General features: G+C 53.6%; 22 protein-coding genes and 1 tRNA gene. 13 read left to right on the forward strand and 10 right to left on the reverse strand.

The window, feature by feature from the left end:
* Positions 1–7: 7 nt before the first annotated feature.
* Both ACJ8QI_RS15365 and pepA read right to left on the reverse strand, forming a co-directional pair.
* Positions 8–457 carry a DNA polymerase III subunit chi gene (locus ACJ8QI_RS15365; protein WP_442532770.1) on the reverse strand — a complete coding sequence of 150 codons (450 nt, stop codon included), beginning with the start codon at positions 455–457 and terminating at the stop codon, positions 8–10.
* A 231-nt stretch (positions 458–688) separates the two neighbouring features.
* Positions 689–2,200, reverse strand: a complete 1,512-nt coding sequence (gene pepA, locus ACJ8QI_RS15370) for a leucyl aminopeptidase (RefSeq protein ID WP_033636874.1) — start codon at positions 2,198–2,200, stop codon at positions 689–691.
* A 282-nt stretch (positions 2,201–2,482) separates the two neighbouring features.
* On the opposite strand from pepA, the gene lptF reads away from it, so the two are divergent.
* On the forward strand, positions 2,483–3,577 hold the full coding sequence (gene lptF, locus ACJ8QI_RS15375) for an LPS export ABC transporter permease LptF (RefSeq protein ID WP_019453291.1): 1,095 nt from the start codon (positions 2,483–2,485) through the stop codon (positions 3,575–3,577).
* The gene (gene lptG / locus ACJ8QI_RS15380; RefSeq protein WP_019453290.1) at positions 3,577–4,647 is read left to right on the forward strand and encodes an LPS export ABC transporter permease LptG; all 1,071 of its coding nucleotides are present in this window, start codon (positions 3,577–3,579) and stop codon (positions 4,645–4,647) included. Before lptF ends, lptG begins: the two co-directional genes overlap by 1 nt.
* A 61-nt stretch (positions 4,648–4,708) precedes the next feature.
* Here lptG and ACJ8QI_RS15385 read toward each other — a convergent pair whose 3' ends face one another.
* On the reverse strand, positions 4,709–5,467 hold the full coding sequence (locus tag ACJ8QI_RS15385) for a DeoR/GlpR family DNA-binding transcription regulator (protein WP_442532852.1): 759 nt from the start codon (positions 5,465–5,467) through the stop codon (positions 4,709–4,711).
* A 189-nt stretch (positions 5,468–5,656) separates the two neighbouring features.
* Here ACJ8QI_RS15385 and ACJ8QI_RS15390 point away from each other — a divergent pair, with 189 nt between their 5' ends.
* Positions 5,657–6,373 carry a helix-turn-helix transcriptional regulator gene (locus ACJ8QI_RS15390; protein ID WP_033636878.1) on the forward strand — a complete coding sequence of 239 codons (717 nt, stop codon included), beginning with the start codon at positions 5,657–5,659 and terminating at the stop codon, positions 6,371–6,373.
* Here the strand turns inward: ACJ8QI_RS15390 and ACJ8QI_RS15395 are convergent, their stop codons facing one another.
* The 5 genes from ACJ8QI_RS15395 to deoC all read right to left on the reverse strand — a co-directional run bounded on the left by ACJ8QI_RS15395 (position 6,374) and on the right by deoC (position 12,297).
* Positions 6,374–7,018 (reverse strand): acyl-homoserine-lactone synthase, encoded by a 645-nt coding sequence (locus ACJ8QI_RS15395; protein WP_049187813.1) that lies wholly within the window; start codon positions 7,016–7,018, stop codon positions 6,374–6,376.
* A 1,248-nt stretch (positions 7,019–8,266) separates the two neighbouring features.
* Entirely contained in the window at positions 8,267–8,659 is a 393-nt protein-coding gene (locus ACJ8QI_RS15400) for a VOC family protein (protein WP_084826917.1), read from the reverse strand.
* 1 nt (position 8,660) lies between these two features.
* The gene (gene fucP, locus ACJ8QI_RS15405) at positions 8,661–9,992 is read right to left on the reverse strand and encodes an L-fucose:H+ symporter permease (protein WP_049271155.1); all 1,332 of its coding nucleotides are present in this window, start codon (positions 9,990–9,992) and stop codon (positions 8,661–8,663) included.
* A complete protein-coding gene (locus ACJ8QI_RS15410) occupies positions 9,989–11,518 on the reverse strand; it encodes a xylulokinase (protein ID WP_442532771.1) in 1,530 nt (509 codons plus the stop codon). Before ACJ8QI_RS15410 ends, fucP begins: the two co-directional genes overlap by 4 nt.
* Positions 11,519–11,583: 65 nt before the next feature.
* Positions 11,584–12,297, reverse strand: a complete 714-nt coding sequence (deoC, locus tag ACJ8QI_RS15415; RefSeq protein WP_442532772.1) for a deoxyribose-phosphate aldolase — start codon at positions 12,295–12,297, stop codon at positions 11,584–11,586.
* Positions 12,298–12,576: 279 nt separating this feature from the next.
* Between deoC and ACJ8QI_RS15420 the strand changes: the two genes are divergently transcribed.
* The 9 genes from ACJ8QI_RS15420 (at position 12,577) to ACJ8QI_RS15460 (ending at position 23,235) form a co-directional block, all read left to right on the forward strand.
* Positions 12,577–12,661 (forward strand) — tRNA-Leu (locus ACJ8QI_RS15420).
* Between the two features lie 213 nt (positions 12,662–12,874).
* Positions 12,875–13,399 carry a type IV secretion protein Rhs gene (locus ACJ8QI_RS15425; protein ID WP_442532773.1) on the forward strand — a complete coding sequence of 175 codons (525 nt, stop codon included), beginning with the start codon at positions 12,875–12,877 and terminating at the stop codon, positions 13,397–13,399.
* The gene (locus tag ACJ8QI_RS15430; RefSeq protein ID WP_442532774.1) at positions 13,396–13,776 is read left to right on the forward strand and encodes a putative T6SS immunity periplasmic lipoprotein; all 381 of its coding nucleotides are present in this window, start codon (positions 13,396–13,398) and stop codon (positions 13,774–13,776) included. The genes ACJ8QI_RS15425 and ACJ8QI_RS15430 overlap by 4 nt, the downstream gene beginning before the upstream one ends.
* 96 nt (positions 13,777–13,872) lie before the next feature.
* Positions 13,873–14,253 (forward strand): putative T6SS immunity periplasmic lipoprotein, encoded by a 381-nt coding sequence (locus tag ACJ8QI_RS15435; protein WP_060426772.1) that lies wholly within the window; start codon positions 13,873–13,875, stop codon positions 14,251–14,253.
* Positions 14,254–14,596: 343 nt separating this feature from the next.
* Positions 14,597–14,893 (forward strand): helix-turn-helix domain-containing protein, encoded by a 297-nt coding sequence (locus tag ACJ8QI_RS15440; protein WP_182074793.1) that lies wholly within the window; start codon positions 14,597–14,599, stop codon positions 14,891–14,893.
* 4 nt (positions 14,894–14,897) lie between these two features.
* Positions 14,898–16,220 (forward strand): type II toxin-antitoxin system HipA family toxin, encoded by a 1,323-nt coding sequence (locus ACJ8QI_RS15445; protein WP_442532775.1) that lies wholly within the window; start codon positions 14,898–14,900, stop codon positions 16,218–16,220.
* Positions 16,221–16,688: 468 nt separating this feature from the next.
* Positions 16,689–20,201, forward strand: coding sequence for a type I restriction-modification system endonuclease (hsdR, locus tag ACJ8QI_RS15450; protein WP_337660809.1), 3,513 nt, complete (start codon positions 16,689–16,691; stop codon positions 20,199–20,201).
* 71 nt (positions 20,202–20,272) lie between these two features.
* A complete protein-coding gene (gene hsdM / locus ACJ8QI_RS15455) occupies positions 20,273–21,862 on the forward strand; it encodes a type I restriction-modification system methyltransferase (RefSeq protein WP_080491048.1) in 1,590 nt (529 codons plus the stop codon).
* Positions 21,859–23,235 (forward strand): restriction endonuclease subunit S, encoded by a 1,377-nt coding sequence (locus ACJ8QI_RS15460; RefSeq protein ID WP_442532776.1) that lies wholly within the window; start codon positions 21,859–21,861, stop codon positions 23,233–23,235. Before hsdM ends, ACJ8QI_RS15460 begins: the two co-directional genes overlap by 4 nt.
* Before the next feature lie 436 nt (positions 23,236–23,671).
* On the opposite strand, the gene ACJ8QI_RS15465 is transcribed toward ACJ8QI_RS15460, so the two are convergent.
* Entirely contained in the window at positions 23,672–24,790 is a 1,119-nt protein-coding gene (locus tag ACJ8QI_RS15465) for an HNH endonuclease (protein ID WP_442532777.1), read from the reverse strand.
* Positions 24,791–25,020: 230 nt separating this feature from the next.
* Positions 25,021–25,338, reverse strand: coding sequence for a hypothetical protein (locus tag ACJ8QI_RS15470; protein ID WP_442532778.1), 318 nt, complete (start codon positions 25,336–25,338; stop codon positions 25,021–25,023).
* Positions 25,339–25,745: 407 nt separating this feature from the next.
* Here ACJ8QI_RS15470 and ACJ8QI_RS15475 point away from each other — a divergent pair, with 407 nt between their 5' ends.
* The gene (locus ACJ8QI_RS15475; RefSeq protein WP_442532853.1) at positions 25,746–26,159 is read left to right on the forward strand and encodes a putative T6SS immunity periplasmic lipoprotein; all 414 of its coding nucleotides are present in this window, start codon (positions 25,746–25,748) and stop codon (positions 26,157–26,159) included.
* The last annotated feature ends 75 nt before the right edge of the window (positions 26,160–26,234 follow it).

A 26,234-nucleotide genomic window follows, 5' to 3' on the forward strand; every position in this document is an offset into this window, starting at 1 on the left:
ATCGTATTCAGTGAGTTGGCGGCGTAGCCGTGGTCAAATGGAAGCCGACGCTGCGATAGGCCTTGTAACGGTCGCGCGCCAACTGTTTCAGAGTGTCTTCGTAAGGAACGAAGTCTACCACTTCATGGAAAGCGGTAGCAAAATCGGCAAACTGCGGCAGCAGGGCGATCAGCAGATCGCGCGGGGCATTGCCGCGCTTGCCGGGCCAGCACAGTTCCACCGGCGCGCCGTAGTGCGGCCCTTCGCCGGCCAGGTTGTGCGGCACGAATTCATGCGGCTCGCGCTGCCACAGCGCTTCGTCCAGCCGCTGGGCCTGCTCCTGGCTCTCGCAGGCGATCAGCACCCGCTTGCCGGCACGCCAGCGTTCGGCGGCAACGGCGCAGGCCACGGTCTCATGGGCGCTGAGCGCGCCAGACGGTTCCGCGTTGTCGAGCAAATAAAACGTCGCCTGTTTCATTAAGGATCCACCGCTGCCGATAAAAAAACAGGGCACAACATGTAGGTTGCGCCCTTTTAGGGAACGGAGCAGATAACTCTACCCCTTCGCTGCTGAGAGGATTATATACCCAATAGATTTCAAGTTGCAGCTAGGCGGCAAGTTCGTTCATCCCCAGGAGCTGACATCAAGTCAGTGACTGGGGTGAACGAATGCGGCCAACAACGCTGCAGCTTGAAAGATGAAGGGTATTTAATCGTCGCCGTTCAGGCCTGCACGGTTGAGCAGGAACTGCGACAGCAGCGCCACCGGGCGGCCGGTCGCGCCCTTGGCTTTACCGGAGCGCCAGGCGGTGCCGGCGATATCCAGGTGCGCCCAGGTGTACTTGCGGGTGAAGCGCGACAGGAAGCAGGCGGCGGTGATGGCACCGCCAGGGCGGCCACCGATGTTCGCCATGTCGGCGAAGTTGGAGTCCAGCTGCTCGTAGTACTCGTCGGCCATCGGCAGGCGCCAGGCGCGGTCGCCGGCCTGCTCGGAAGCGCCCAGCAGCTCGTGCGCCAGCGGGTTGTGGTTCGACATCAGGCCGGTGATGTGGTGGCCCAAGGCGATCACGCAGGCGCCGGTCAGGGTGGCGATGTCGATCACCAGCTCCGGCTCGAAGCGCTCGACGTAGGTCAGGGTGTCGCACAGCACGAGACGGCCTTCGGCGTCGGTGTTGAGCACCTCGACGGTCTGGCCGGACATGGTGGTCAGCACGTCGCCCGGACGGTACGCCCGGCCGCCCGGCATGTTTTCACAGCCGGCCAGCACGCCGATCACGTTCAGCGGCAGGTTCAGCTCCGCCACCACGCGCATCACGCCGTACACGGTCGCCGCGCCACACATGTCGTATTTCATCTCGTCCATGCCGTCGGCCGGTTTGATCGAGATGCCGCCGGAGTCGAAGGTCAGCCCTTTGCCTACCAGCACGATCGGCTTAGCGTCCGGATTTGGGTTGCCCTTATATTCCATCACCGACATCAATGATTCGTTCTGCGAACCGGCGCCGACCGCCAGATAGGCGTTCATGCCCAGCTCTTTCATCTGCTGTTCGCCGATGACGCGGGTGGTGATGTGGGTGCTGAAGGCGTCCGCCAGCTGGCGGGCCTGCGAGGCCAGGTAGCCGGCGTTACAGATGTTCGGCGGCATGTTGCCGAGATCCTTGGCCGCCTTGATGCCGGAAGCCACCGCCAGACCGTGCTGGATGGCGCGCTCGCCGCTGGTGAGCTCACGGCGGGTCGGCACGTTGAACACCATTTTGCGCAGCGGACGGCGCGGCTCCACCTTGTTGCTTTTCAGCTGATCGAAGGTGTAGAGCGTCTCTTTGGCGGTTTCTACCGCCTGACGCACTTTCCAGTAGGTATTGCGGCCTTTCACGTGCAGTTCGGTCAGGAAGCAGACCGCTTCCATCGAGCCGGTGTCGTTGAGGGTATTGATGGTTTTCTGGATCACCTGCTTGTATTGGCGCTCATCGAGCTCGCGCTCTTTGCCGCAGCCGATCAGCAGGATGCGCTCGGAGAGAATGTTGGGCACATGGTGCAGTAGCAGCGTCTGCCCGACCTTGCCTTCCAGTTCGCCACGGCGCAGCAATGCGCTGATATAACCATCACTGATTTTGTCGAGTTGTTCTGCGATAGGGGACAGGCGGCGCGGTTCGAAAACGCCGACTACAATACAGGCACTGCGCTGTTTTTCCGGGCTACCGCTTTTTACACTGAACTCCATGCACTCTCCTGAATCTTAAAGACAAAGGCGGACGCTACGGCTAGAATAACCGACTCCGTAACGATCTCCTGCCATTTGAGTTAACGGATTATGTTAACCTGAACGGCATAAATTGCTCTGTTTTGGCGACTATAAGCAAGTTCCTATAGGACACCCAAACGGCTTGATGTTGTAATACTATTTTAGCTGTGAAGGTTGCCATATGATGAGAATAAATGGCGGATTAACGATGAAATTATCGATTTTCCTGCAAAAAGACAAGTTTTCACAGGCGTAATAAGCGTGATCATCATAAGATATCTGGTACGGGAAACGCTCAAGAGCCAAATCGCCATCCTGTTCATCCTGCTTCTGATCTTCTTTTGTCAGAACCTGGTCAGGGTGTTGGGCGACGCGGTGGACGGCAATATCCCGACAAACTTAGTACTCTCCCTGCTTGCGTTGGGCGTGCCGAAAATGGCGCAGCTCATCCTGCCTTTGAGCCTGTTTCTCGGCTTGCTGATGACGCTTGGGCGGTTGTATACCGAGAGCGAAATCACCGTTATGCACGCCTGCGGGCTGGGCAAACGCACCCTGATTATCGCCGCCATGATCCTGGCGCTGCTCACCTCTGCGGTCGCGGCGGTGAACGTGTTTTGGGCCGGCCCCTGGGCCTCGCGCTATCAGGACGTGGTGGTGAACGAAGCCAAGGCCAACCCGAGCATCGCCGGGCTGGCGGAAGGGCAGTTCAAACCCTCGCAGGATGGCAACGCGGTGCTGTTTATCGGCAACGTGAAGGGCAGCACCTTCAACGACGTGTTCCTGGCGCAGCTGCGGCCGAACGGCAACCAACGCCCGTCGGTGGTGGTGGCCGAGCACGGCAACATCGTGCAGCAGAAAGACGGCTCGCAGGTGGTGACGCTCGACAAGGGCACCCGCTTTGAAGGCACCGCGCTGCTGCGCGACTTCCGCATTACCGACTTCACCGATTATAAAGCGGTGATTGGCCACCGCACCGTGGCGGCGGACAACACCGAATCCGAACAGATGTCGATGCAGACGCTGTGGGAGTCCGACGATCCGGACGCGCGCGCCGAGCTGCACTGGCGCCTGACGCTGGTGGTCTCGGTGGCGCTGATGGCGCTGCTGGTGGTGCCGCTCAGCGTGGTGAACCCGCGCCAGGGCCGCGTGCTGAGCATGCTGCCGGCCATCCTGCTGTACCTGATCTTCTTCCTGCTGCAGACCTCGCTGCGCTCCAACGCCGGCAAGGGCAAGCTGGATCCGATGCTGTGGCTGTGGCTGGTTAACGGCGTTTACTTCGCGATCGCGCTGGCGCTGAACCTGTGGGATACCGTGCCGATGCGCAAGCTGCGCGCACGCCTGAGAGGAGCGGCCTGATGTTTGGCGTATTAGACCGGTATATCGGTAAAACGATTTTCAACACCATCATCATGACGCTGTTCATGCTGGTGTCGCTGTCCGGCATCATCAAGTTCGTCGATCAGCTGCGCAAGGTCGGCCAGGGCGAGTACACCGCGCTGAGCGCCGGCATGTACACCCTGCTGAGCGTGCCGAAAGACATCGAGATCTTCTTCCCGATGGCGGCGCTGCTCGGCGCGCTGCTCGGCCTGGGCCAATTGGCGACGCGCAGTGAACTGGTGGTGATGCAGGCTTCCGGCTTCACCCGCCTGCAGATCGCCGGCTCGGTGATGAAAACCGCCATTCCGCTGGTGCTGCTGACCATGGCGATCGGCGAATGGGTGGCGCCGCAGGGCGAGCAGATGGCGCGCAACTACCGCGCCCAGCAGATGTACGGCGGCTCGCTGCTCTCCACCAAGAGCGGGCTGTGGGCGAAGGACGGCAACGACTTCATCTACATCGAGCGCGTCTCCGGCGACAAAGAACTCTCCGGCGTGAACATCTACCACTTCAACGATCAGCGTCGCCTGGAGACGGTGCGCTATGCCGCTACCGCCAGCTTCGAGAACGGCCTGTGGCAGCTTTCGCAGGTGGACACCTCGGATCTGACCAACCCGAAACAGGTGACCGGTACCCAGACGCTGACCGGCGAATGGAAAACCAACCTGACCCCGGACAAGCTGGGCGTAGTGGCGCTGGATCCGGATTCGCTCTCCATCAGCGGGCTGCACAACTACGTGAAGTACCTGAAGCAGAGCGGCCAGGAATCCAACCGTTACCAGCTCAACATGTGGAGCAAAATCTTCTCGCCGCTGTCGGTGGCGGTGATGATGCTGATGGCGCTGTCGTTCATCTTCGGCCCGCTGCGCAGCGTGCCGATGGGTATCCGCGTGGTGACCGGCATCAGCTTCGGCTTCCTGTTCTACGTGCTGGATCAGATCTTCGGCCCGCTGAGCATGGTCTACAGCATGCCGCCGGTGCTGGGCGCGCTGCTGCCGAGCATGCTGTTCCTGCTGATCAGCGTGTATATGCTGCTCAAACGCAAGTAGCGGGGCGGTCGGTAGTGAAGAAAGGCGTGGCCGCGGGGCCGCGCCTTTTTTGTTGGGGGGATTAGCTTACGCTCAGCAGCGCGATGCCGGCATCCTGATAGGCTTGCGCGTCTTCCGGCAGACGATCCAGCACCAGGGTGTCGATCTGGGCAGGGGAGGCGAACTGCGCCAGCGAGGTGTTGCTCAGCTTGGAGTGATCGCACACCACGATCACCTGATTGGCATGCTCCACCATCGCGCGCTTGGTTTCGGCCAGCATGATATCGGCCACGCAGGCGCCCTGTTTCAACGACAGCGCGTTGGTGCCCATAAACGCCTTGTCGATGTTCAGCGTATCCAGCAGTGAACGGCCGTTGATGGCGACTGCGCAGTGATAGCCCTTTTTGACGATGCCGCCCAGCAAGATGATTTGGATAGACTCGACGTCCTCCAGACTCTTGGCGATCATGAAATCGTTGGTAACCACAGTCAGGTTGCGCTTTTGGCGCAAATGGCGAGCGATCTGCAGGGTGGTGGTGCCGGTGTCCAGCACGATGATATCGCCGTCTTCCACCAGGCCGGCGGCCAGTTGACCGATTTGCTCCTTGGCGTTGAGGTTCACCTCTTCACGCTGATCGGAACCGACCTCAAAGCTGGCGCGGGTGCGCAGAATGGCGCCGCCATGGGTGCGTGTCAGCATACCGGCGTCTTCCAGAATGCGCAGATCGGTGCGGATGGTGGCGCCGGAGACGTTAAAGCGCGAGCTCATTTCCCCTACGGAGAGCTTGCGCTTCTCCTTGAGAATGGCGAGGAGTTTTTCCTGGCGCTCTTCTGCGAACATGCTCACTCATTCACTCCTGACCGGCACAATGGATGTGCGGCTAATATACCTTGCACATCGTCCGCAGGCAAAGCGGCTTGCCGGCTACCGCAGCCGGACTGCCCGTAGAAGAATGTGAAGGTTACGGCGCGTCGATCCTTTTTGGTATAGTCTACCCAGCAGCGTATTGGGTAGCGGGGCAGGCAGTTAATGGAATATGAAGAGAATATCAGTCACATTATCAGCAAGCATCTGGAAGCGGCATTAGGCGATTTCGGCGAGCTTATCTGGGCCTACGTGGTGTTATCCAAGAAAGATATGTCATGTATCTTTGGCGTCACCAATTATCCCGGTGAATGGGTAAAGCAATATAAAGAGCAGGGGCTACAATATACCGATCCGGTAGTCATTACGGCGCTCAATCGCCTGACGCCTTTTGCCTGGGATGAGAATCTGATGGCCGGCGCCGGCTTCCGCTTTTCTGAGTTGTTCGAGCAAGCACGCGAATTCGGCGTAGCCGACGGCTATACCTTCGTGTTGCATGATTTTAATAATAATCTAGTGACCCTTTCCTTTACCCTCGCTGCCGAGCGCAAGGCGGAAACCATGCAGATGCTGAATCAGCATAAAGGCGATATTTCGTTGCTGCTGGCATCGACCCATGAGATGTATTTGACGCTGACTTCACTGTCCGAAAAAAACACCGCGCGCCAGGAAAAAAACGCCCGTTTTACCGAGAGAGAAAACGAGATCCTCTATTGGGCCAGCGTAGGGAAAACCTACCAGGAAATGGGCATGATCCTGGGGATCAAAACCTGCACCATCAAGTTTCATATGGGGAACATTGTCAAAAAGCTGGGGGTGGCGAATGCCCGGCATGCTATCCGTTTAGGGATGGAACTTCAGCTGATTAAACCGGTGGGGTGATTAGAACGCAGGTTCGTCGCTCAACGGCCAGGCGTTTAGCATGTGCTCGTCTTGCGTATTCAACTTTTTGAATATTCTGTTTTTTAATGCCTCCTGGCTCTGACGATCAACGTGGCCCAACAGCAAATGAACGGGCTCGTTCTTTTCCGATATGCCTGTTTTCAGCAGCGTGACGTTCCAGCCGGAGCTTTTGATGATATGCAACATAGGATGGCTGGAGACGGCCAGTATGCCGTCATAGCCGTGTTGCCGCGCATAGTTGATCAGCGATAAGAACAGCGCCAGAGTCACAGGGAACCGGCGACCCAGCAGTGACTGGGTTCTTTCTTTATCGACGAAAAAGCGTGTGGATTCGATGAAATTCCCTTCTGGAATGACAATGTCATGAAAGAAAGAGGAAAATGCGCTGTTCAGCATATTCTTGTGTTTCATATCAATCATCCTGGTACCACAAACTATCATGTTGTCCTTTACGCCAAATATATAGTTTGTCTTATCATTATCAAACTCATCCAGCTCCTTGCCGTCTGAACAGTTCACGGCCCATTGCAGCCTGTCTTTAAAGACATTTTTCCTTAAAACATAAAGATCTGCTGATTTTTCGGTGCTCATTGATGCGTAGTTGGTGCTGTAAATATTAAACATAATGTTACCTTTGAATAAATTAAGAGAAATAACTTTATCCAGTAACATCAGCGAAGTTTCACTACGAGCATGCCGGTGCGTGAGAATGATAAGGCTTTTTAAGCGATCGGCGCTAACCTTATTATGCCGTGTGGCGAGACAGTTTCAGGGCAATGGGACGGTGAACAAAGCAAGTCAGCGAGATTGAACGCCCTGGCCTATAAGGCAAGAGAGGATTTCAATTTGCTCCTTGGCTGCCCGGCGTTATCTTTCGTGGCGAAATATTAACCGGTTATTTTATAATGAATGGTGTTTTCATTATTTTAATAGTGAATTGGTGATATTTTATTACTGGAGATTTCCCGATAAGGCATGACTTTGTCATCCGGCAGAGGAATAAGCGTGTAAAGGGCAGCTGGAGTGATGTCCCAGGGCCTGAACTTCTACAGAAGTTAAATTCATCTTAAAAAATATCTGATAGAGATCACATTATTTTGATGACAGAAACGGTGCTATTTCGTGATGGTTCTGCGGGTATTTTGGGTTTTTGTGTGAAATGAGCAGCGTGTGGTGGTCGTGGTAGAACGCCGTGGCGGCTGAGATACAGAGTGAAAAATAGTGCTGGCAGCCGATTTCCGCTATGTGAAATAATAACCCAACTGAACTGATGAAGGTCTAGTAGGGTACTATACTTTAGTCTAACTAGCTTCTAACTCCCTAAGGCGATACACTTTTCTAGTCAATTTTTGATGAAAAAAACATAAAAAAAACCTGACCTCGTAGGGTCAGGCTGCCAAGATCGGCCAACACCAGGGAAAATTTTCTTACACCATCTTAAAGCTATCAACTCAGCAGAGGCAAGTGTTCTCTGCTGGTTTTTAGCTTTGGGTTGCTGTTTTGTTACGTATGCACGCTATTTTCTGTTGGTTCCAGATAAAATCCCCTCTCAACAAATAACATCTCTCTCCTGACAACCCCGTTCCCATTGGCTTATTCCAGCCATGACTGCCATAAATGAAAAAATATTGTTCCTGCAATGTTACGTAAACTCATTTTTATTGGCTGACACATTATTATGCAATTATTTGCAGTATTGCCATTGAGGTTGGGGATTATTTGGTGCTGCCTGGTAGGGTGATTAAGGAAATGTAGGCGATGGCCGATAAGGTGCATGTCTATGGCGGTAAAGGCTCGTGAGCTGACAAAAATGCGAATGAGGCCCGATGGCTTATAACCGCCATCGGGCCTTGTGCTATGTGGGAAGAAACATTACAGCGGTTGGCTGAACTCCACCCGCTCACCGTCCGGCCCGGCGATCATCAGATAACGCACGCCGTTGGCACCGCTGGGCTGCAGCGTCGGCCCTTCAATCACCGGATACCCCAGCTCAGCCAGCCAGCGTTGCGTAGCCGCCAGATCAGTGACCCGCAAAGCGATATGGTCGATACCATAGGCGCTGGCGGGGCGAGTCTGCCCTTCGTCAGGTAGCTGGTATAACTCCAGCGTTAGCTCACCTAACTGCAAAAACTGTACGGCGACGGGGCCGCCGAGCGCCAGCGTTTGCCGGGGTTCGAAACCGAGTGAACGATAGAAGCCGGCGGCGCGTTCGATATCGGCGCAGCGCAGACCGATGTGCATCAACCCGTTAATCCGGTGTGCCATATCAAATCCCCTTGCGCGCGCAGTAGAAGCCATAGAAGGCGACGTAGGCGAAGCAGACCAGCGGTACTGCGAAGGCGATCTGCATATCGCCGCCGTTGAGATCGGAGATGATGCCCATGATTAACGGCACCACCGCGCCGCCGATGATCGACATCACCACGATCGAACCGGCCACCTGAGTTTCTTCGCCCAGCCCTTTGATCGTCAGGCCAAAGTTGGTTGGCCAGCACAGCGCCATGCAGAAGTTGACGCCCATGATCGCCACTACCGCCAGCAGGCTTTGGATGTTGACGGCCAGCAGCAACAGCAGCACGCATACCGAACAGAACACGCCGAGCAACCGCGCCGGGCTGAACTTTTTCATCAGCGCGGTGGTGACCACCTTGCCGGCCGAGTAACAGACCAGCGTGGCCAGCAGCCAGTAGGTGGCCGAATGCTCGGTTGCCCCCTGTTCAATCATTTGCACAAAACGAATGGTGAAACTCCACAGCCCTACCTGCGCGCCGACATACAGGAACTGCGACAGTACTCCCAGCCGGAAGCGCGGCAGCGCCAGCAGGATCTTCAGCGACTGCATCAGCGGCTTGCCCGCTCCCTGGTGCGAGCGTTGGGTTTTGCAGGCGGGGAATTTCACCGCCACGAAGATCAGCGCCAGCACGATCAGCACGCTGCCGATGATCAGATAAGGCGTGACCACCTGCGACACCATCTGGGTGCGCGCCGCTTCGGCCGCCGCCGGTGGCATCTGCAGCAGCTCGGCGTGGCTGGGATCGTTTTTGCCGAACACCAGCTGCTGGCCGATCAATACGCCAAAAATGATCCCCAGCGAGTTGAAGATCTGCGAGAAGTTGATGCGCTGGGTGGAGGTTTCCAGCGGCCCCAGCAGGCTGGAGTAAGTATTGGCGGAGGTTTCCAGGAACGACAGCCCGGTGGCGATCACCCCCAGGCAGGCCAGGAAGGCACCGTAGGTCATGATCTGCGCTGCCGGGATAAACAGGAAGCAGCCGAGCGCGTACAGACACAGGCCGATTACGATCGCCACCTTGTACGAGTAGCGTTTGATCACCGCTGCGGCGGGCAGCGCCATCACGAAGTAGCCGAGGAAGAAGATCGACTGCACCAGTGCGGTTTGGGTATCCGACAGATCGAACCCCTTTTTGAACTGGGCGATCAGAATATCGTTCAGGTTGCCGGCCATGCCCCACAGGGCGAACAGGCAGCAGACCAGCATCAGCTGCAGCCAGGGCGTAGCGGGCAGATAGGCGCTGCGGTCGATACTTTCGGCCGCGGCGTGCTGCGCGATGTCGCCCTTGTTAATCAGAGAGTCGCTCATTGCGGTGTTCCTTCATCCGGAGAAAAAGAGAACGAGCTAATAACGTCAAGCTGTTCGTAGAGGGGCTGCGCCTGGCGGTAGAGCTGTTCGAACAGCTCGAAGCAGCGCAGGTAGTGTTCGTGCTGGCGTGGATCGGGGGTAAATTCGCGCTCGATGCTGACGGTGCGGCTCACCCCCTGGGCAAAACTGCTGAACAGCCCGACGCCGACCCCGGCGACGATCGCGCAGCCGGTGGTGCCGTTCTCCTGATTGCGCGTCTGCAGCAGCGGCAGGTTATAGACCGAGGCTTTGATCTGCAGCCACAGCGGGCTGCGTGCGCCGCCGCCGGAGGCGATCATTGCCTCCGGCTCCTGTGCGTGGCGCCTGAGCTGCTGGAGATTACGCAGGGAGGCCAGCGCTACGCCTTCCAGCACCGCGCGGTAGAGATGCGGCTGCCTATGCTTGCGCTGCAGGCCGAAGAACTGCGCGCGCGAGTTGGTGTGTTCCGCCAACCGCTCGCCGGTCAGGTAGGGCAGGAACAGCAGCCCCTCGGCACCCGGCGGCACCTCGGCCGCCATATCGAGCATCTGCTGATGGCTGAGTTGGCCGGCGCTCAGCGCCGAACGCGCCCAGCGCATGGCGTCGCCACCGGCATCGAGCAGGGTAAAACCGCCCCAGGCCGAGTTGGCCAGGTGCAGGTTGTTGACGCTGGCAGAGAGCAGCGGGTGTTCCGAGACCACGGTGAGCAGCGTGGAGGTGCCGGTGCTGTCGGAGGCGATGCCGGCCTGATAGACGCCGGAACCGAGCAGGGTAGCGGCCATATCCGCCGTGCCCGCTACCACCGGCACGCCCGGCGGCAGACCGGTCACGCGTGCCGCTGCGGGCGTAATGTGGCCAATCACCTCGCTGGAAAGATGGATGGCGGGCAGCTGATCGGCGCGCAGCCCGAACTGCCGCAGTGCCTCTGGCGACCACTGCAGCGTGGCGCTGTCCATCAGGTAATAGCAGGAGGCTTCGCTGTAATCGGTGGCGCGTACGCCGCAGAGCCGGAAATTGACGTAATCCTTAGGCATCAACACCGTGGCGATGCGCTCCCACTGCGATGGGTGATGCTCACGCAGCCAGGCCAGTTTGAACGCCGGCCAGGCGGCGGTGGGGGGATTGTTCAACAGTTCGAGCCAGGGCTGCGGCGGCTGTTGGTGGCTAAAGCGCGCCACCTGCGGCTGCGCGCGTTTGTCGTTCCACAGCATGGCGCGATCGACGACCAGCTCGCCGTCGGCATCGAGCAAGACCGTGCCGTGCATCTGCCCGCAGGCGCCGACGGCGGCGATACGCGGCCAGTATTCGGCGTAGCGCGCGTACAGCTCCTGCGTACACTGGTAGACACTCTGCCACCACAGTGAAGGCGGTTGTTCCGACCAACCGGCCTGCGGCGTGATCTGTTCGTACTCACGCTGGGCGAAGCCAAGGATTTCCCCGGTGTTGGTGACCAGCCCGGCGCGGGTGCTGCCGGTGCCGATATCAAGGGTAAGAAGTAAATCTTTCATTGTTATCACTCCCGTGGCGGATGGCGCGGGCCACTCGCAGAAGCGTGCGCTGGGATCGCGCAAGATTAGTTATCGTTCAGTTCCGGGAACAGGCCTGGATCCTGTTCGAGCTGCTCCAGCACACGCTGGGTGGCCGCCGCGCTCATGCCGAAGCGGCGCACGCCCAGCCGATATAGCGCGCGCACCGTGTCCAGATCGCGAATGCCGCCGGCCCCTTTGATTTGAATGCGGCCACGCAACTGATCGGCGATGATCGCTACCTTCTCTACCGTGGCGCCGGTCGGTGCCCAGCCGGTGGAGGTTTTCACCCAGGCCATGCCGACCTCGACAGCGATGTCGCACACCCGACGGATCTGCTGCTCGTTCAGATAGTGCGTCTCCAGAATGACTTTGGCCGGCACCGGTGCGGCGGCCTCGACTACCCGGCGCAGATCTTCGCGCACATAGTCGTAATCCCCCGACAGCACCTTGCCGATGTTCACCACCATATCGACCTCGCGCGCGCCCTCGGCGATCAGCTGGCGCACCTCCTGCACCTTGAGATCGGTGGTTTGCCCGCCGCCGGGAAAGCCGACCGGCCCGCCAATCATCACGTCCGCCTGGCCGCGCTCCGGCAGCAAAGTGCTGAGGAAACGCGTCCAGCACGGCAGCACGTGCACCGAGATAATGCGATAGCGACTGGCCAGTACGGCGCAGTGGCGCACGTCTTCCTCGGTATTGGTGGCCTGCACCGCGCTCAGATCGATTAACCTGGCCATGCGTCTGGCTGTTTCATTCATTGCGTTTATCCTTCTTTTATTTTCATTTAATTTTATTTATTCACCTTATTCTCTTTCATATGGCTTTAAAATCAGCATTTGGTGAAATTGTGATCGGATCTGCGGTTTTGTTGCGAGGAGGGTGAAAGTGTGGGAGGAAGATGCGGCAAACGCCGCAATAAGAGGGTAAACGGGGATTGTGACGCTTTTTTCAACATTTAACTCATTGAATGCCTGATAACTCTTGCGCACCGATCGCGGGAAGGTATAATGCACCCGTTTTCCGCATACTACTTCAGTGCCGAAGTGGCGAAATCGGTAGACGCAGTTGATTCAAAATCAACCGTAGAGATACGTGCCGGTTCGAGTCCGGCCTTCGGCACCATTAAGTACCGCGCGAACAAGAAGCCACCGAGAGGTGGTTTTTTTGTGCCTGGAATTTGACCTCCGCCTCTACCTGCCCACGTTACTCTGTATTGACGTATTTCCCATTTCAGTAAAAACCGGATCTTCCTGATGCTTTCCTAAGGCCTATCTGATTGACCTTAAAGGCTAAAATGGCGTTTCATTGAACCCTTTCGGATCAAGGAGTTCCAGGATGGAGCCACAACAGGAAGGGATCACGCGGGCGTTAACGCCGGGCGAAGTCAATCTGGCGCGTTCGGTGTTTGGCAGCACCATTTTCTATCAGACCGTATTGGTTCACTGCGACAGCTATCTGCCGTTTGGGTTACAGAATCAGTACACGGCGATGAGCCCGAATGGGGAGCTGTACTTTCGTAGGTCACTTTATGAAAGAGATTATGCGAGCCAAGATCCTGAAGCTCAGCATCTTTTCATTCATGAGATGGCACACGTTTGGCAGCATCAGAAGGGCATGTGGGTACGCACCCGTGGGCTTCTCAGTTGGGCGGTAAGTTATCAATATCGGCTTGATCAACCTTTGCTGCGCCACTACAGCATGGAACAGCAGGCATCGATAATTGCGGACTATTTCATTCTCAAGAGATATGGGCCGAAAATCTTCTTCCGCTTGCCAAACAGGAAACTCATCGGGATAGTGGACAGAAGGACATTGTCACAATTTCACCCCATCATCAGAAGCGCAGGGCTGCCACTATGAGAAAATATTTATTCCTTCTTCTTCCTCTTTTTATCTCGGGTTGCCCAACCGGTGACAAGTTTAATCTCTATCAAGTACAAAGTAAGATCGTAGACGGTAAAGTCTGCGTCTTTTTTAATGAGAACGATATCGTAAAAAATGAATCCATACTGAATATCGCCATCTGGAAGCAAGGGGGCGATACCTACGTATACGAAAAATCATATGCTTACAGCCCGATAACGTTGGAGGCCAACAAGTGTGTTCCAGGTATCGGTGAGTTTAATTTTATCGCCGGTGAAGGATACACCGTATTGGTAAGAACGCCGCTGAATTCATATCGGAGCAGTTTTGTTGTGTGGAAGAAAGGTGGAAGCATGATGCTGAAGCCCGATTAGATTGCAATGAGATGTTTTAACTAAAGATTATCATGAGAGTAATTTATTAATTCTATAGAAATTACAACCTGTAATAGGAATAGCAGGGCTGCCACTATGAAAAAATTCCTCTTACTCTTTATTCCTCTTTTTATCTCTGGTTGTCCTATGGGGGATAAAGTCAATTTACGCCCGGCAAAAGCAACGACTGTAGGTAGCAAGATCTGCGTTTTTGTTGATAAGAATGACATGGAAAGAGAAGAGTCCATTCTGAAAGTAGCTATATGGAAATATGGCAATGATAATTATGTCTATGAAAAGTCATATGCAAACACGCCTGTCGCGTTGGAACCGGGGAAGTGTGTGCCCGGCATCGGTGAGTATGATTTTATCCCTGGTGAAGGATACAGTGTTATTGTTAGTACGCCTTTGCATCCTTATGAGGCCGGGTTTATTGTGTGGAAACGGGGTGAAGAGGTTATGTTGGAGCCGTATTAGGTTTTAATGTGATCATGCGAGTTAGCCGCTCAGGAGTTTTGGTTGCACTGGAGAACGGACTGACGATTTCATAAAGTGGCTTACTTTTTCAATAACTGCCGCATTGACCCGCGCTGATGAGCAACAGAGAAGATCGCCAATGCCCCGGAGTAAATTTTGCCAGGGCTACTGCATAGTCAGCACTCCGTTCCGCAGCTGGTTTACTCTTCATATAACAGTTTATAAGCTGTATTAATAATAAAACGCCCTATAGGCTGTATTTTGCATTTACAGTCTGTAAGGTGTAACGTGGACAAAACAGCCTATAATCTGTACACAGCGATAAGCCAGCGAGCCGCTATCTATGAATACCGTCTATCCGTTAAAAACACTAAGCCAGCTACGCCCTTTGCTGGTGGGCTTTCGTAAAGCAAAAGGTCTGACGCAAAAAGACGTTTCGGAGAGGCTGGGTGTCACTCAGCAGACCTATGCGCGCCTGGAGTCAAACCCTGCATCAGCCAGTCTGGAGCGCCTTTTTAGGGTGTTTAATGTGCTGGGGGTTGAAATGGCGCTTTCCTCAGAGCTTGCCTCTCTGGGATGTGAAACGGAAGAAACCTCTACAACTCATGTAGACTCGCCTGCAAGACGGGAACAGTGGTGACGAGATGCGTCGTTCGCAACAACGGTTAGCTATCTGGATGAACGGTATTCCGGTGGGATACTGGGAAAAGCGTAGAGGTGAAGATCGGCTGGAGTATCTGCCTGAGTGGATTGCCGATAGTCAGGGGAGGCCTTTGTCGCTTTCTTTGCCTTTCACGCCGGGGAATCAGCCTTATCGCGGTAGCGTGGTACGCGATTATTTCGATAACCTGCTGCCGGATAGCGAGGGGATCCGCCGACGTTTGGCTATGCGCTATCATGCCGAAAGTCTGGACCCTTTCGACTTATTGGCCGAACTGGGCCGCGACTGTGTTGGTGCCATACAGCTTCTCGATATCGGTGAGCAACCTGCGGATATATTTTCCATCAGGCAACGCCCGCTGGCAGAGGCGCAAATCGCCGAAATGCTCCGCAATACTACCACGACGTTACCGGGGCGACAGGGGCAGGACGACGATCTGCGTTTATCCATCGCCGGCGCCCAGGAAAAAACGGCGCTGCTGTGGCATGACAACCAGTGGTGTTTACCTGAGGGAAATACGCCGACCACGCATATTTTCAAATTAGCGCTAGGCCTAGTCGGAAACATGCGGGCCGATATGCGCACGTCCATCGAAAATGAATGGCTCTGCTCCCTGATTGTTGAACACTATGGTGTGCCGGTAGCAAGTACCCATATTGCGCAGTTTGAAGATCAAAAGGCACTGATCGTTGAGCGTTTTGACAGAAAATTATCAAGCGATAAACAGTGGTGGATCCGCCTGCCGCAAGAGGATATGTGCCAGGCTCTGGGCGTTTCGCCGCTGAGGAAGTATCAATCAGACGGAGGCCCCGGTATTACCGATATTATGGAAATTCTGAGTCGCTCGGAACAGGCTGAAGCAGATCGCAGGCATTTCTTTAAAGCGCAGATTATTTTTTGGCTGCTGGCCGCGACAGATGGCCACGCAAAGAATTTCAGTATTGCGCATTTACCGCAAAATCGTTACCACCTGACGCCACTGTACGATGTGCTATCGGCCTGGCCGCTGATTGGCCCGGGCAATAACCAGATAGCCTGGCAGAAGTGCAAACTGGCGATGGCCGTTCGCGGGAGCAGTAACCATTACCTGCTTAGCCAGATCCGACGCCGCCACTGGATAAAACACGGTGAAATAACCGGATTAGGCCAACAGGAGGTTGAATCCATTATTGAAGAGCTGCTGGCAGCAACCCCGGGAGTGATTGATCGTGTCATTGGACTGCTACCTGATTCGTTCCCAGCCGAATTAGCGGAATGCATTTTTGAGGGTATCAGGCAGCAGTGCGCGCGGTTGGCAGGGCGATAGTGCGCGGTGCGGGCAGGAATGCCGGTCACGTTGCCGAGGCAGAGCTGTTAGGTTCTGATTATTGGGGAAACATCTTTTATTCCACTTAAGCCAACTTTATTCAATCCGCACCAACCTACTGAAGTAGGTAAAATTGCAGGGATATCCCGGTTCGATAATGTTTGTAACCACATCGAACCCTTGAAAGGTTAGTCATCATGGTTCTGAGTGATGTGAAAGTTCATACCGCCAAGCCGGAAGCGTAAGCGGAGACATAGCCTTGCCGGATCACCTTAGCGACAAAGAGAAGATGTTGGTATTGTAGAGATCCCCTGAAGTTTTCTAGTGGTTGCCAGAGTGGGGCTGCCCTATGCCAGTAGTCAATTGCTGTGACGTTGGTCATTGCTCGGAAAGATACGGAAAGTTAAGATAAATAGTTATGAGCCTTAATTATATGGATAGGCTTGCACAGCGATGGATTAAAACTTAATGATGACTAAATCTAATTTTGAGTTCTTAAAGGGCGTCAACGATTTCACCTATGCCATCGCCTGTGCGGCGGAAAATAACTACCCGGATGATCCCAACACTACGTTGATTAAAATGCGTATGTTTGGTGAAGCGACGGCTAAACATCTTGGCCTGCTACTGGATATGCCCCTCTGTGAGAATCAACACGATCTTCTGCGTGAATTAGGCAAAATTGCCTTTATTGATGACAACATCCTTTCTGTATTCCACAAATTGCGCCGAGTTGGTAACCAGGCGGTACACGAATACCATAATGACCTGGATGATGCCCAGATGTGCCTGCGCCTCGGATTCCGCCTTGCCGTTTGGTACTACCGGCTAGTAACCAAAGATTACGATTTCCCGGTGCCGGTTTTTGTGCTGCCTGAGCACGGTGAGGCTCGCTACCACGCCGAAGTCCTCACGCTGAAACAGCAGTTGGAACAGCAGTCACAGGAAAAAGTACAGAGCCAGGCGGAGCTGGAAGCTCAACAGCAACGTTTGATTGCCCTCAATGGTTACATTGCCGTTCTCGAAGGTAAACAGCAGGAAACCGAAGCACAAGCCAAAGCCCGCGTGGCCGCCCTGGAAGCGCAGCTCGCCGCCAAAAATGCCGAGTTAGCAAAACAGACCGAACAGGAACGCAAGGCATACCATAAAGAGATTACCGACCAGGCTATCAAGCGCACCCTGAATCTCAGTGAGGAAGAGAGCCGCTTCCTGATAGACGCACAGCTGCGTAAAGCGGGCTGGCAGGCCGACAGCAAAACGTTACGCTTTGCCAAAGGCGCTCGTCCGGAACCCGGTATCAATAAAGCAATTGCCGAATGGCCGACGGGTACAGATGAAACGGGGAAAACAGGCTTTGCCGATTACGTGCTGTTCGTTGGCCTTAAGCCCATTGCCGTCGTTGAAGCAAAACGCAAAAATACCGATGTACCCAGCAAGCTCAACGAATCTTACCGCTACAGCAAATACTTCGATAACGCCTTCTTACGCGACACGCTGCTGGAGCACTACGCTCCTGATGAAGTACACGAAGCCGTACCGAACTATGAAATCAGCTGGCAGGACACCAGCGGTGAACAGCGTTTTAAAATTCCCTTCTGTTACTCTACCAACGGGCGCGAATACCGCGCGGCGATGAAGACCAAAAGCGGCATCTGGTATCGCGACGTCCGCCACACTACCAACATGTCGAAAGCGCTGCCGGAGTGGCATCGCCCGGAAGAGCTGCTGGATATGCTGGGCAGCGACCCACAGAAACAAAACCAGTGGTTTGCTGAAAACCCCGGGATGAACGAGCTGGGTCTGCGCTATTACCAGGAAGACGCCGTTCGCGCGGTAGAGAAGGCGATAGTTAACGGTCAGCAAGAAATCCTGCTGGCGATGGCGACCGGAACTGGTAAAACCCGTACCGCCATTGCCCTAATGTTCCGCTTGATCCAGTCGCAGCGTTTCAAACGCGTCCTGTTCCTGGTCGATCGCCGTTCGCTTGGTGAGCAGGCACTGGGATCGTTTGAAGACACACGGATTAACGGCGACACCTTTAACAGCATTTTCGATATCAAAGGCCTGACCGATAAATTCCCGGAAGACAGCACCAAAATCCACGTTGCCACGGTGCAGTCGCTGGTCAAACGCACGCTGCAGTCCGATGAACCGATGCCGGTCGGCCGCTACGACTGTATCGTCGTCGATGAAGCGCACCGCGGCTACATTCTCGATAAAGAGCAGACCGAAGGCGAGCTGCAGTTCCGCAGCCAGCTGGATTACGTTTCCGCCTACCGTCGCATTCTCGACCACTTCGATGCGGTAAAAATTGCCCTGACCGCCACGCCAGCACTGCATACGGTAGATATTTTCGGTGAACCGGTTTACCGCTACACCTACCGTACGGCGGTGATCGATGGCTACCTGATCGACCAGGATCCACCCATTCAGATCGTGACCCGCAACGCGCAGGATGGGGTCTATCTGTCCGAGGGTGAACAGGTGGAACGTCTGGACCCGCAAGGTGAGCTGATCAACGACACGCTGGCCGACGATCAGGACTTTGAGGTCGCCGATTTTAACCGCGGCCTAGTGATCCCGGCGTTTAACCGCGCGGTATGCGGTGAGCTCACCAAATATCTTGATCCCACCGGGCAGCAAAAAACGCTGGTGTTCTGCGTGACTAACGCCCATGCCGATATGGTGGTGGATGAGCTGCGCACCGCATTTAAGAAAAAGTACCCGCAGCTTGAGCACGACGCCATTATTAAGATCACCGGTGATGCCGATAAAGACGCGAAGAAAGTGCAAAGCATGATCGTTCGCTTCAACAAAGAGCGGCTGCCTAATATCGTGGTCACCGTCGACCTGCTGACCACCGGCGTCGATATCCCATCTATCTGTAATATCGTGTTCCTGCGCAAAGTTAAAAGCCGCATTCTCTACGAGCAGATGAAGGGCCGCGCCACGCGTCTGTGCCCGTCGGTAGGGAAAACCAGCTTTAAGATTTTCGACTGCGTGGATATCTACAGCTCACTGGAAAGCGTCGACACCATGCGCCCGGTGGTTGTGCGTCCACTGGTGGAGCTGCAAACGCTGGTCAACGAAATTACCGACTCGGAAACCTACAAAACCCTCGAAGCGGATGGCCGTAGCTTCGCCGAACACAGCCATGAACAGCTGGTCGCTAAACTGCAGCGGATCATCGGCCTCGCGGCCTATAACCGCGACCGCAGCGAAGCGGTGGATAAACAGGTCCGCCGCCTGGACGAATTGTGCCTGGATGCCGCGGGCGTCAACTTCGGCGGCCTGGCCTCACGCCTGCGTGAGAAAGGGCCGCACTGGAGCGCTGAGATTTTCAATAAGCTTCCCGGCTTTATCGCCCGCTTGGAAAGGCTGAAAACCGATATCAATGCCCTGCGTGACGCGCCGATCTTCCTCGATATTGACGATGAGGTGGTGAGCGTCAAATCGCTGTACGGCGATTACGACACGCCGCAGGATTTTCTCGAAGCATTTGATGATTTGGTCAACCACGCCCCTAATGCCCAGACTGCGCTGCAGGCGGTGATCAATCGCCCGCGAGACCTCACCCGCAAAGGCCTGGTGGAGCTGCAGGAGTGGTTTGACCGCCAGCATTTTGAAGAGTCCTCCCTGCGCAGTGCCTGGAAAGAGACGCGCAATGAGGATATCGCTGCCCGACTTATCGGCCATATCCGCCGTGCGGCGGTGGGGAATGCGCTCAAACCATTTGAGGAACGTGTCGATCACGCGTTGGCGCGTATTAAAGGCGAGAACGACTGGAGTTCTGAGCAGTTAAGTTGGCTTGACCGTTTAGCCCAGGCGCTAAAAGAGAAAGTCGTGCTCGACGACGATGTCTTCAAAACCGGTAATTTCCACCGCCGCGGCGGTAAGCCAATGTTACAGCGCACCTTTGACGATAACCTCGACAGCGTGCTGGATAAGTTCAGCGATTACATCTGGGATGAGCTTGCCTGACGCGTTATCATCCCCGGCAATTTCTTCTTCTGCGGCCCCGATAAGGGCCGTTGTTTTACATGGGATCTTCAATGAACAATAACGATCTGGTCGCCAAACTGTGGAAACTGTGCGACAACCTGCGCGACGGCGGCGTCTCCTATCAAAACTACGTCAATGAACTCGCCTCGCTGCTGTTTTTGAAAATGTGCAAAGAGACCGGCCAGGAAGCGGACTACCTGCCGGAAGGCTATCGCTGGGATGATTTGAAATCGCGCATTGGCCAGGATCAGATGCAGTTCTACCGTAACCTGCTGGTTCAGTTAGGCTCAGATGAGAAAAAGCTGGTGCAGGCAGTATTCCATAATGTCAGCACCACCATTGAGCAGCCCAAACAGCTGACTGAACTGGTCAGCTATATGGACGCGCTGGACTGGTATAACGGTAGCCACGGTAAGTCTCGCGACGACTTCGGTGATATGTACGAAGGGTTGCTGCAGAAGAACGCCAACGAAACCAAATCCGGGGCGGGCCAATACTTCACTCCGCGTCCGCTGATCAAAACCATTATCCATCTGCTGAAGCCACAGCCGCGTGAAGTGTTGCAGGACCCGGCAGCGGGAACGGCGGGCTTTTTGATTGAAGCCGACCGTTACGTGAAGTCGCAGACTAACGATCTGGATGACCTTGATGGCGACACCCAGGATTTCCAGATCCACCGCGCGTTTATTGGCCTCGAACTGGTGCCCGGCACCCGTCGTCTGGCGCTGATGAACTGTCTGCTGCACGATATTGAAGGCAACCTCGACCACGGCGGCGCCATCCGTCTGGGCAACACGCTGGGCAGCGACGGCGAGAATTTACCGCAGGCCGATATCGTCGCTACCAACCCCCCGTTTGGCAGCGCCGCGGGCACCAACATTACCCGCACCTTCGTCCACCCAACCAGCAACAAACAGCTGTGCTTTATGCAGCATATTATTGAAACCCTGCACCCCGGTGGCCGCGCGGCGGTGGTGGTGCCGGATAACGTGCTGTTTGAAGGCGGCAAGGGCACCGACATTCGTCGCGACCTGATGGACAAATGCCATCTGCACACCATCCTGCGCCTGCCGACCGGCATCTTTTACGCTCAGGGAGTTAAAACCAACGTGCTGTTCTTTACCAAAGGCACGGTCGCCAATCCGAATCAGGATAAAAACTGCACCGACGACGTGTGGGTGTATGACCTGCGCACCAATATGCCGAGCTTCGGCAAGCGCACGCCGTTTACCGAGCAGCATCTGCAGCCGTTTGAAACCGTCTACGGTGAAGATCCGCACGGTTTAAGCCCGCGCACCGAGGGTGAGTGGAGCTTTAACGCCGAAGAGAGCGAAGTCGCCGACAGCGAAGAGAATAAAAACACCGACCAGCACCAGGCCACCAGCCGCTGGCGTAAGTTCAGCCGCGAGTGGATCCGCACTGCCAAATCCGATTCGCTGGATATCTCCTGGCTGAAGGATAAGGACAGCATCGACGCCGACAGCCTGCCGGAGCCGGATGTGCTGGCGGCAGAGGCGATGGGGGAGTTGGTGCAGGCGCTGAGCGAGCTGGATGCGCTGATGCGCGAGCTGGGGGCGGGCGATGAAGCGGATGCGCAGCGTCAGTTGCTGAGTGAAGCGTTTGGTGAGGTGAAGGCATGAGTGGGGGGAAATTGCCGGAGGGGTGGGTTGGTCCCCAGTTGGATGAGATCGCTACTGATATTAACTATGGTTATACTGCTTCATCAACATCTGAGAATATCGGTCCTAAAATGCTGCGTATAACCGATATTCAAGATAATAAAGTGGACTGGAAATCAGTACCTTTCTGTAAGATTGAGGATAATCAAAAAGATAAATATTTACTTTGTAACGGCGATCTTGTGTTCGCACGAACAGGGGCTACTGTTGGTAAAAGTTTCTTAATTAATGAAGATATATCGAACACTGTATTTGCATCTTACTTAATAAGAGTTAGATGCAACAAAAAAATAAACAGCCATTATCTTTCTTATTTTTTCCTATCGCCTACGTACTGGAATCAAATAACGGAATTTAGTGCAGGGATTGGGCAGCCAAACGTCAATGGTTCCAAACTTAAAAAACTAAATTTACCATTAGCGTCTGTCTGTGAGCAAAAAATAATCGCTGAAAAACTCGATACGCTGCTGGCGCAGGTAGAAAGCACCAAAGCACGTCTTGAGCAAATCCCACAAATCCTGAAACGTTTTCGTCAGGCGGTGTTGGCGGCGGCAGTGAGTGGAAAACTGACAAATGCCTCTAGAAATAGCCATAGTCTTATTGACTGGTACAGTACAAATCTCGGGGCGTTGATCGTCGATTCCTGTAATGGGCTGGCTAAAAGACAAGGATTAAATGGTAATGAAATTACTATTTTGAGATTGGCCGATTTTAAAGATGCTCAACGTATAATTGGCAATGAAAGGAAAATAAAGTTAGATACTAAGGAAGAAAATAAATATTCCTTAGCCGATAATGATATTCTGGTTATAAGAGTGAATGGAAGTGCGGACTTAGCTGGTCGATTTATTGAATATAAGTCAACTGGTGATATTGAAGGATTCTGCGATCATTTTATACGTTTACGCTTAGATTCGAATAAAATCATGTCTAGATTTTTAACTTATATTGCAAATGAAGGCGAGGGTAGATTTTATCTGCGCAATAGTTTATCAACAAGTGCAGGACAAAATACTATTAACCAGACATCAATCAAAGGACTTAGTTTTTTACTTCCCCCATTAGAAGAACAACACGAAATCGTCCGCCGCGTCGAACAACTCTTCGCCTACGCCGACACCATCGAAAAGCAGGTCAACAGCGCCTTAACCCGCGTCAACAGCCTTACCCAGTCGATCCTGGCGAAGGCCTTCCGCGGCGAGCTTACCGCCCAGTGGCGTGCTGAAAACCCTGATCTGATCAGCGGTGAAAACAGCGCCGCCGCTCTGCTGGAAAAGATTAAGGCCGAACGCGCCGCCAGCGGTGGTAAAAAAACCGCACGTAAAAAAGCGTAGTTATGATTATCGAACGTCGCTGATTCGAGTCGTTTTAGCGCTCCCCCCTTATTGGGAGCGCTAATCCATTAAGACGGTATTACTTCTACCAACAGATCCTTTTCCCAGTTTTCCTCGCTATTGAGGACTTTACCCTCAAGGCGGTCTTTCGCTATTTTTCCGAGATGAAAGGTCAGAGCAATGACCCGTCCATTTCCACTCAAGCTTGATGTATTTTCTACTCCGGTAATAATCAGGTGTTAGAATATTATTTATGGTTTTATGTTATTGATATCATTGAGGTTGTTTGAGTTGCATTGCGTTTTTTGGAGTAAGGGCTCCAGGAAGGAAAAACAATGAGAAGGATGCTAGCAGGAGTAAAACTGGGCGAAGTTATTTTAAAAAAACTCACCCATCTTAAAGTAATCAAGATAGGCGAGTTTTTTATAAGGCCATACTATATAAATCCAGCCTCTTTCAACTCCAACTTCACCATTAGCTGCTTGTTCACTTCTTTCCCATCCACCCCGCTATGAATCCGCCGATGGCAAGTTGGGCAGATGGCGCCCACCCACTGTGGGTGATCGGGGCCTTCGTCGGCTAAGCGTTTGGTGTGGTGAGGTTCGAGGTAGGGCTCGCCGTTCCTTTTCTTGAACGGTGCCGGCTGGTCGCAGGCTTCGCAGATGCCATTGGCGCGCTTGAGCACGTATTTTTTTACGTCTTCGCTGCGTTTGAACCAGGATTTTTTGCTGTCGTTCTGTTGGCGCTGGCCAGATTGCTGTGAGGACTGCAGTGCCTTCTTGCGTAACTGTTCGAGCGTCTCTGTCTGTGTATCAGCTTCATCGGTTTCTGCTTCTTCTTCGACCGCATGCAGTGACGAGACTTTGAACAGGTTAAAGGTAATGCCTTGGCGCATGTTATTTTCGAAGTCTAAGCACTGAATGTGATCCCAAGAGTCGCACTCGAACATGCCAAGATAGCGGACGCCTTTTTCTTTCTTGTTGTCTTCAAACAGGAAGATATCTTTTCCGTCTTTTTTATGGTCGCGGATGGATTTATTGCCTCGAATAAATTCCATATCACCTTTTTGGCCTTCTCCCGTATAAGAGAAGCTGCCTTCGGGTGTCCATCCATCTTTATAGCCGTAGGTTTCGCCGCTTTCTCCGGTGAAGATAAAGATTACCGGGAATTCCCGCGGGGTCCAGATACCACCTTGCAACTGCCCGCCGTAGAGCTCGATAAGCGCTTTGCGTGTGTACAGCTTGCCTTCGGTTAAATAGTCAAAAGGATGTGGCGTTTCGACGATCTCAAAACCGAGATCTTTGAGATACTGGATGGCTTTTTCCGTTCCGCTATCGGCGTTGATTCCCTTAAACGGATAGCCATACTGTTCATTGTATGCTCTAGCGGCAATGCCTCGGATGTCGTACTTCTCGCCATTATAAAGAAGGGTGTGTTTTTTAAATCGTTTTATTTCATGTTGTTTTAAGAATTCATCTCGGCCAATTTTTTTATATTCTTCGATCGCTTTTAAAACGGATTCTTTTGAAGATAACGCCTCTATTGCAGTTGCCAAAACCACTCCCTCATATTACCGAGTAGGCTCTGGGCAATGTGCTTGCTGACGAGAGCAGTATGCATCAATACCCAGCAGTTAACTCATCGATTTACCGAATGCGTTAACTATGCCAGGTAGGGGAGGAAATGCCTACCTTGATGAATGCTTTTGTTGTGATATGTCAGTCAGATCTATTGGAAAAACGTGGTTGGGAAGGGCGATGAGCATCGCCCTGATTGCCATTTACGTTAGCCGCAGGCTTCCATCTCTCGCAGTGCCCGCCCATAAAGATTACACAACGCAGGAACCAGATGTGCCGTGGCGTTGAGATAACGATTCAACTGTTCCCAGCCTTCGGCATCTAGCTGTGGGGTCTTTTGCAGTAAATGGCCAAACAGCATCAGGCCGTGGCACAGCCCTTCCGCCTGTTCGGCAGAGAGTGCTGCTAAGTCTAAAAGTTCTGAGGGATTGAAAGCGCTAAGCTCGAGGTGGTTAAACAGTTGGCGATAGAGGGTAAGGGTGTTGGGGATGGTTTCAGAAGCGTTGGGTAAGTTTGTGTTTTCCATATCGGCTATTTCCATTGGGAGAGAAATACCGCTACCAGAAGAGACGCTAAACTCGGGTGGTAGCTCGAACGGCGTTAGCGTACCGGCCCCAACGGATACCGGCCTTCCCGGAGGAAGCACCGCCCGAGCCACCATTGTTTGGGTGCGCATCGGCATGCTCGAATTTATACCATATTCGAACAGGGTTGGGGGATTCGGAACGCTAACTCCGGCTGCGGATTTTGCCGCAGCGGAAAAACTATAACGTTATCAGTAAAAGGAAAAAATAAGCTGTATGGAATTACAGTTTATTTACTTTTAGGATTGGAATGTACCTCGCAATTCGGCATATCATCTTTGCGTTGAATTATCAGTCATCCATTCATGGGTTATATTTATTCATTAATATTTATAAATAATAGAATATGATGAAAGCTAATTTCTTGCTGGCCATTGCAGGATCGATATTGTTAAGTGCCTGTACTGGCGATCGTCTCGATCAGCGCTATGCGCCGGACATCCCTATCGCCACACATGCTAAAGCGAATGGCGACATCTGCATCTATCCGTCACCAAAGGAAAACGAGAGGCAAGATACGCTCTATATCAGCGGTGATACGGATGAGAAATTGATTGAGGTGGGGAATCAGGATCTTAAAAAGGGCATTTGCGTTACGCAGAAAGATTACCCGTTTCAGGAAAATTATATCTACAGCATGAGGCTAAATTTCGTACCGATTGAGAAGCGCAGAAATCTGCAGGATGTCTACGGCAGGGCCTTTATCGCTCACTTCAAAGTGAAAAGAGTCAATAATCACTTTGCTATCGAAAACATCCAATAACGAGGCGCTCTATTGAAATAACAGTGCTTCAGCATTGTCCGAACCTTGCAGATAAGGTGCCGGTTAATTCGGCGT

It is taken from the genome of Serratia sp. CY84636 (assembly GCF_052166245.1).
Lineage (GTDB): Bacteria > Pseudomonadota > Gammaproteobacteria > Enterobacterales > Enterobacteriaceae > Serratia > Serratia nevei.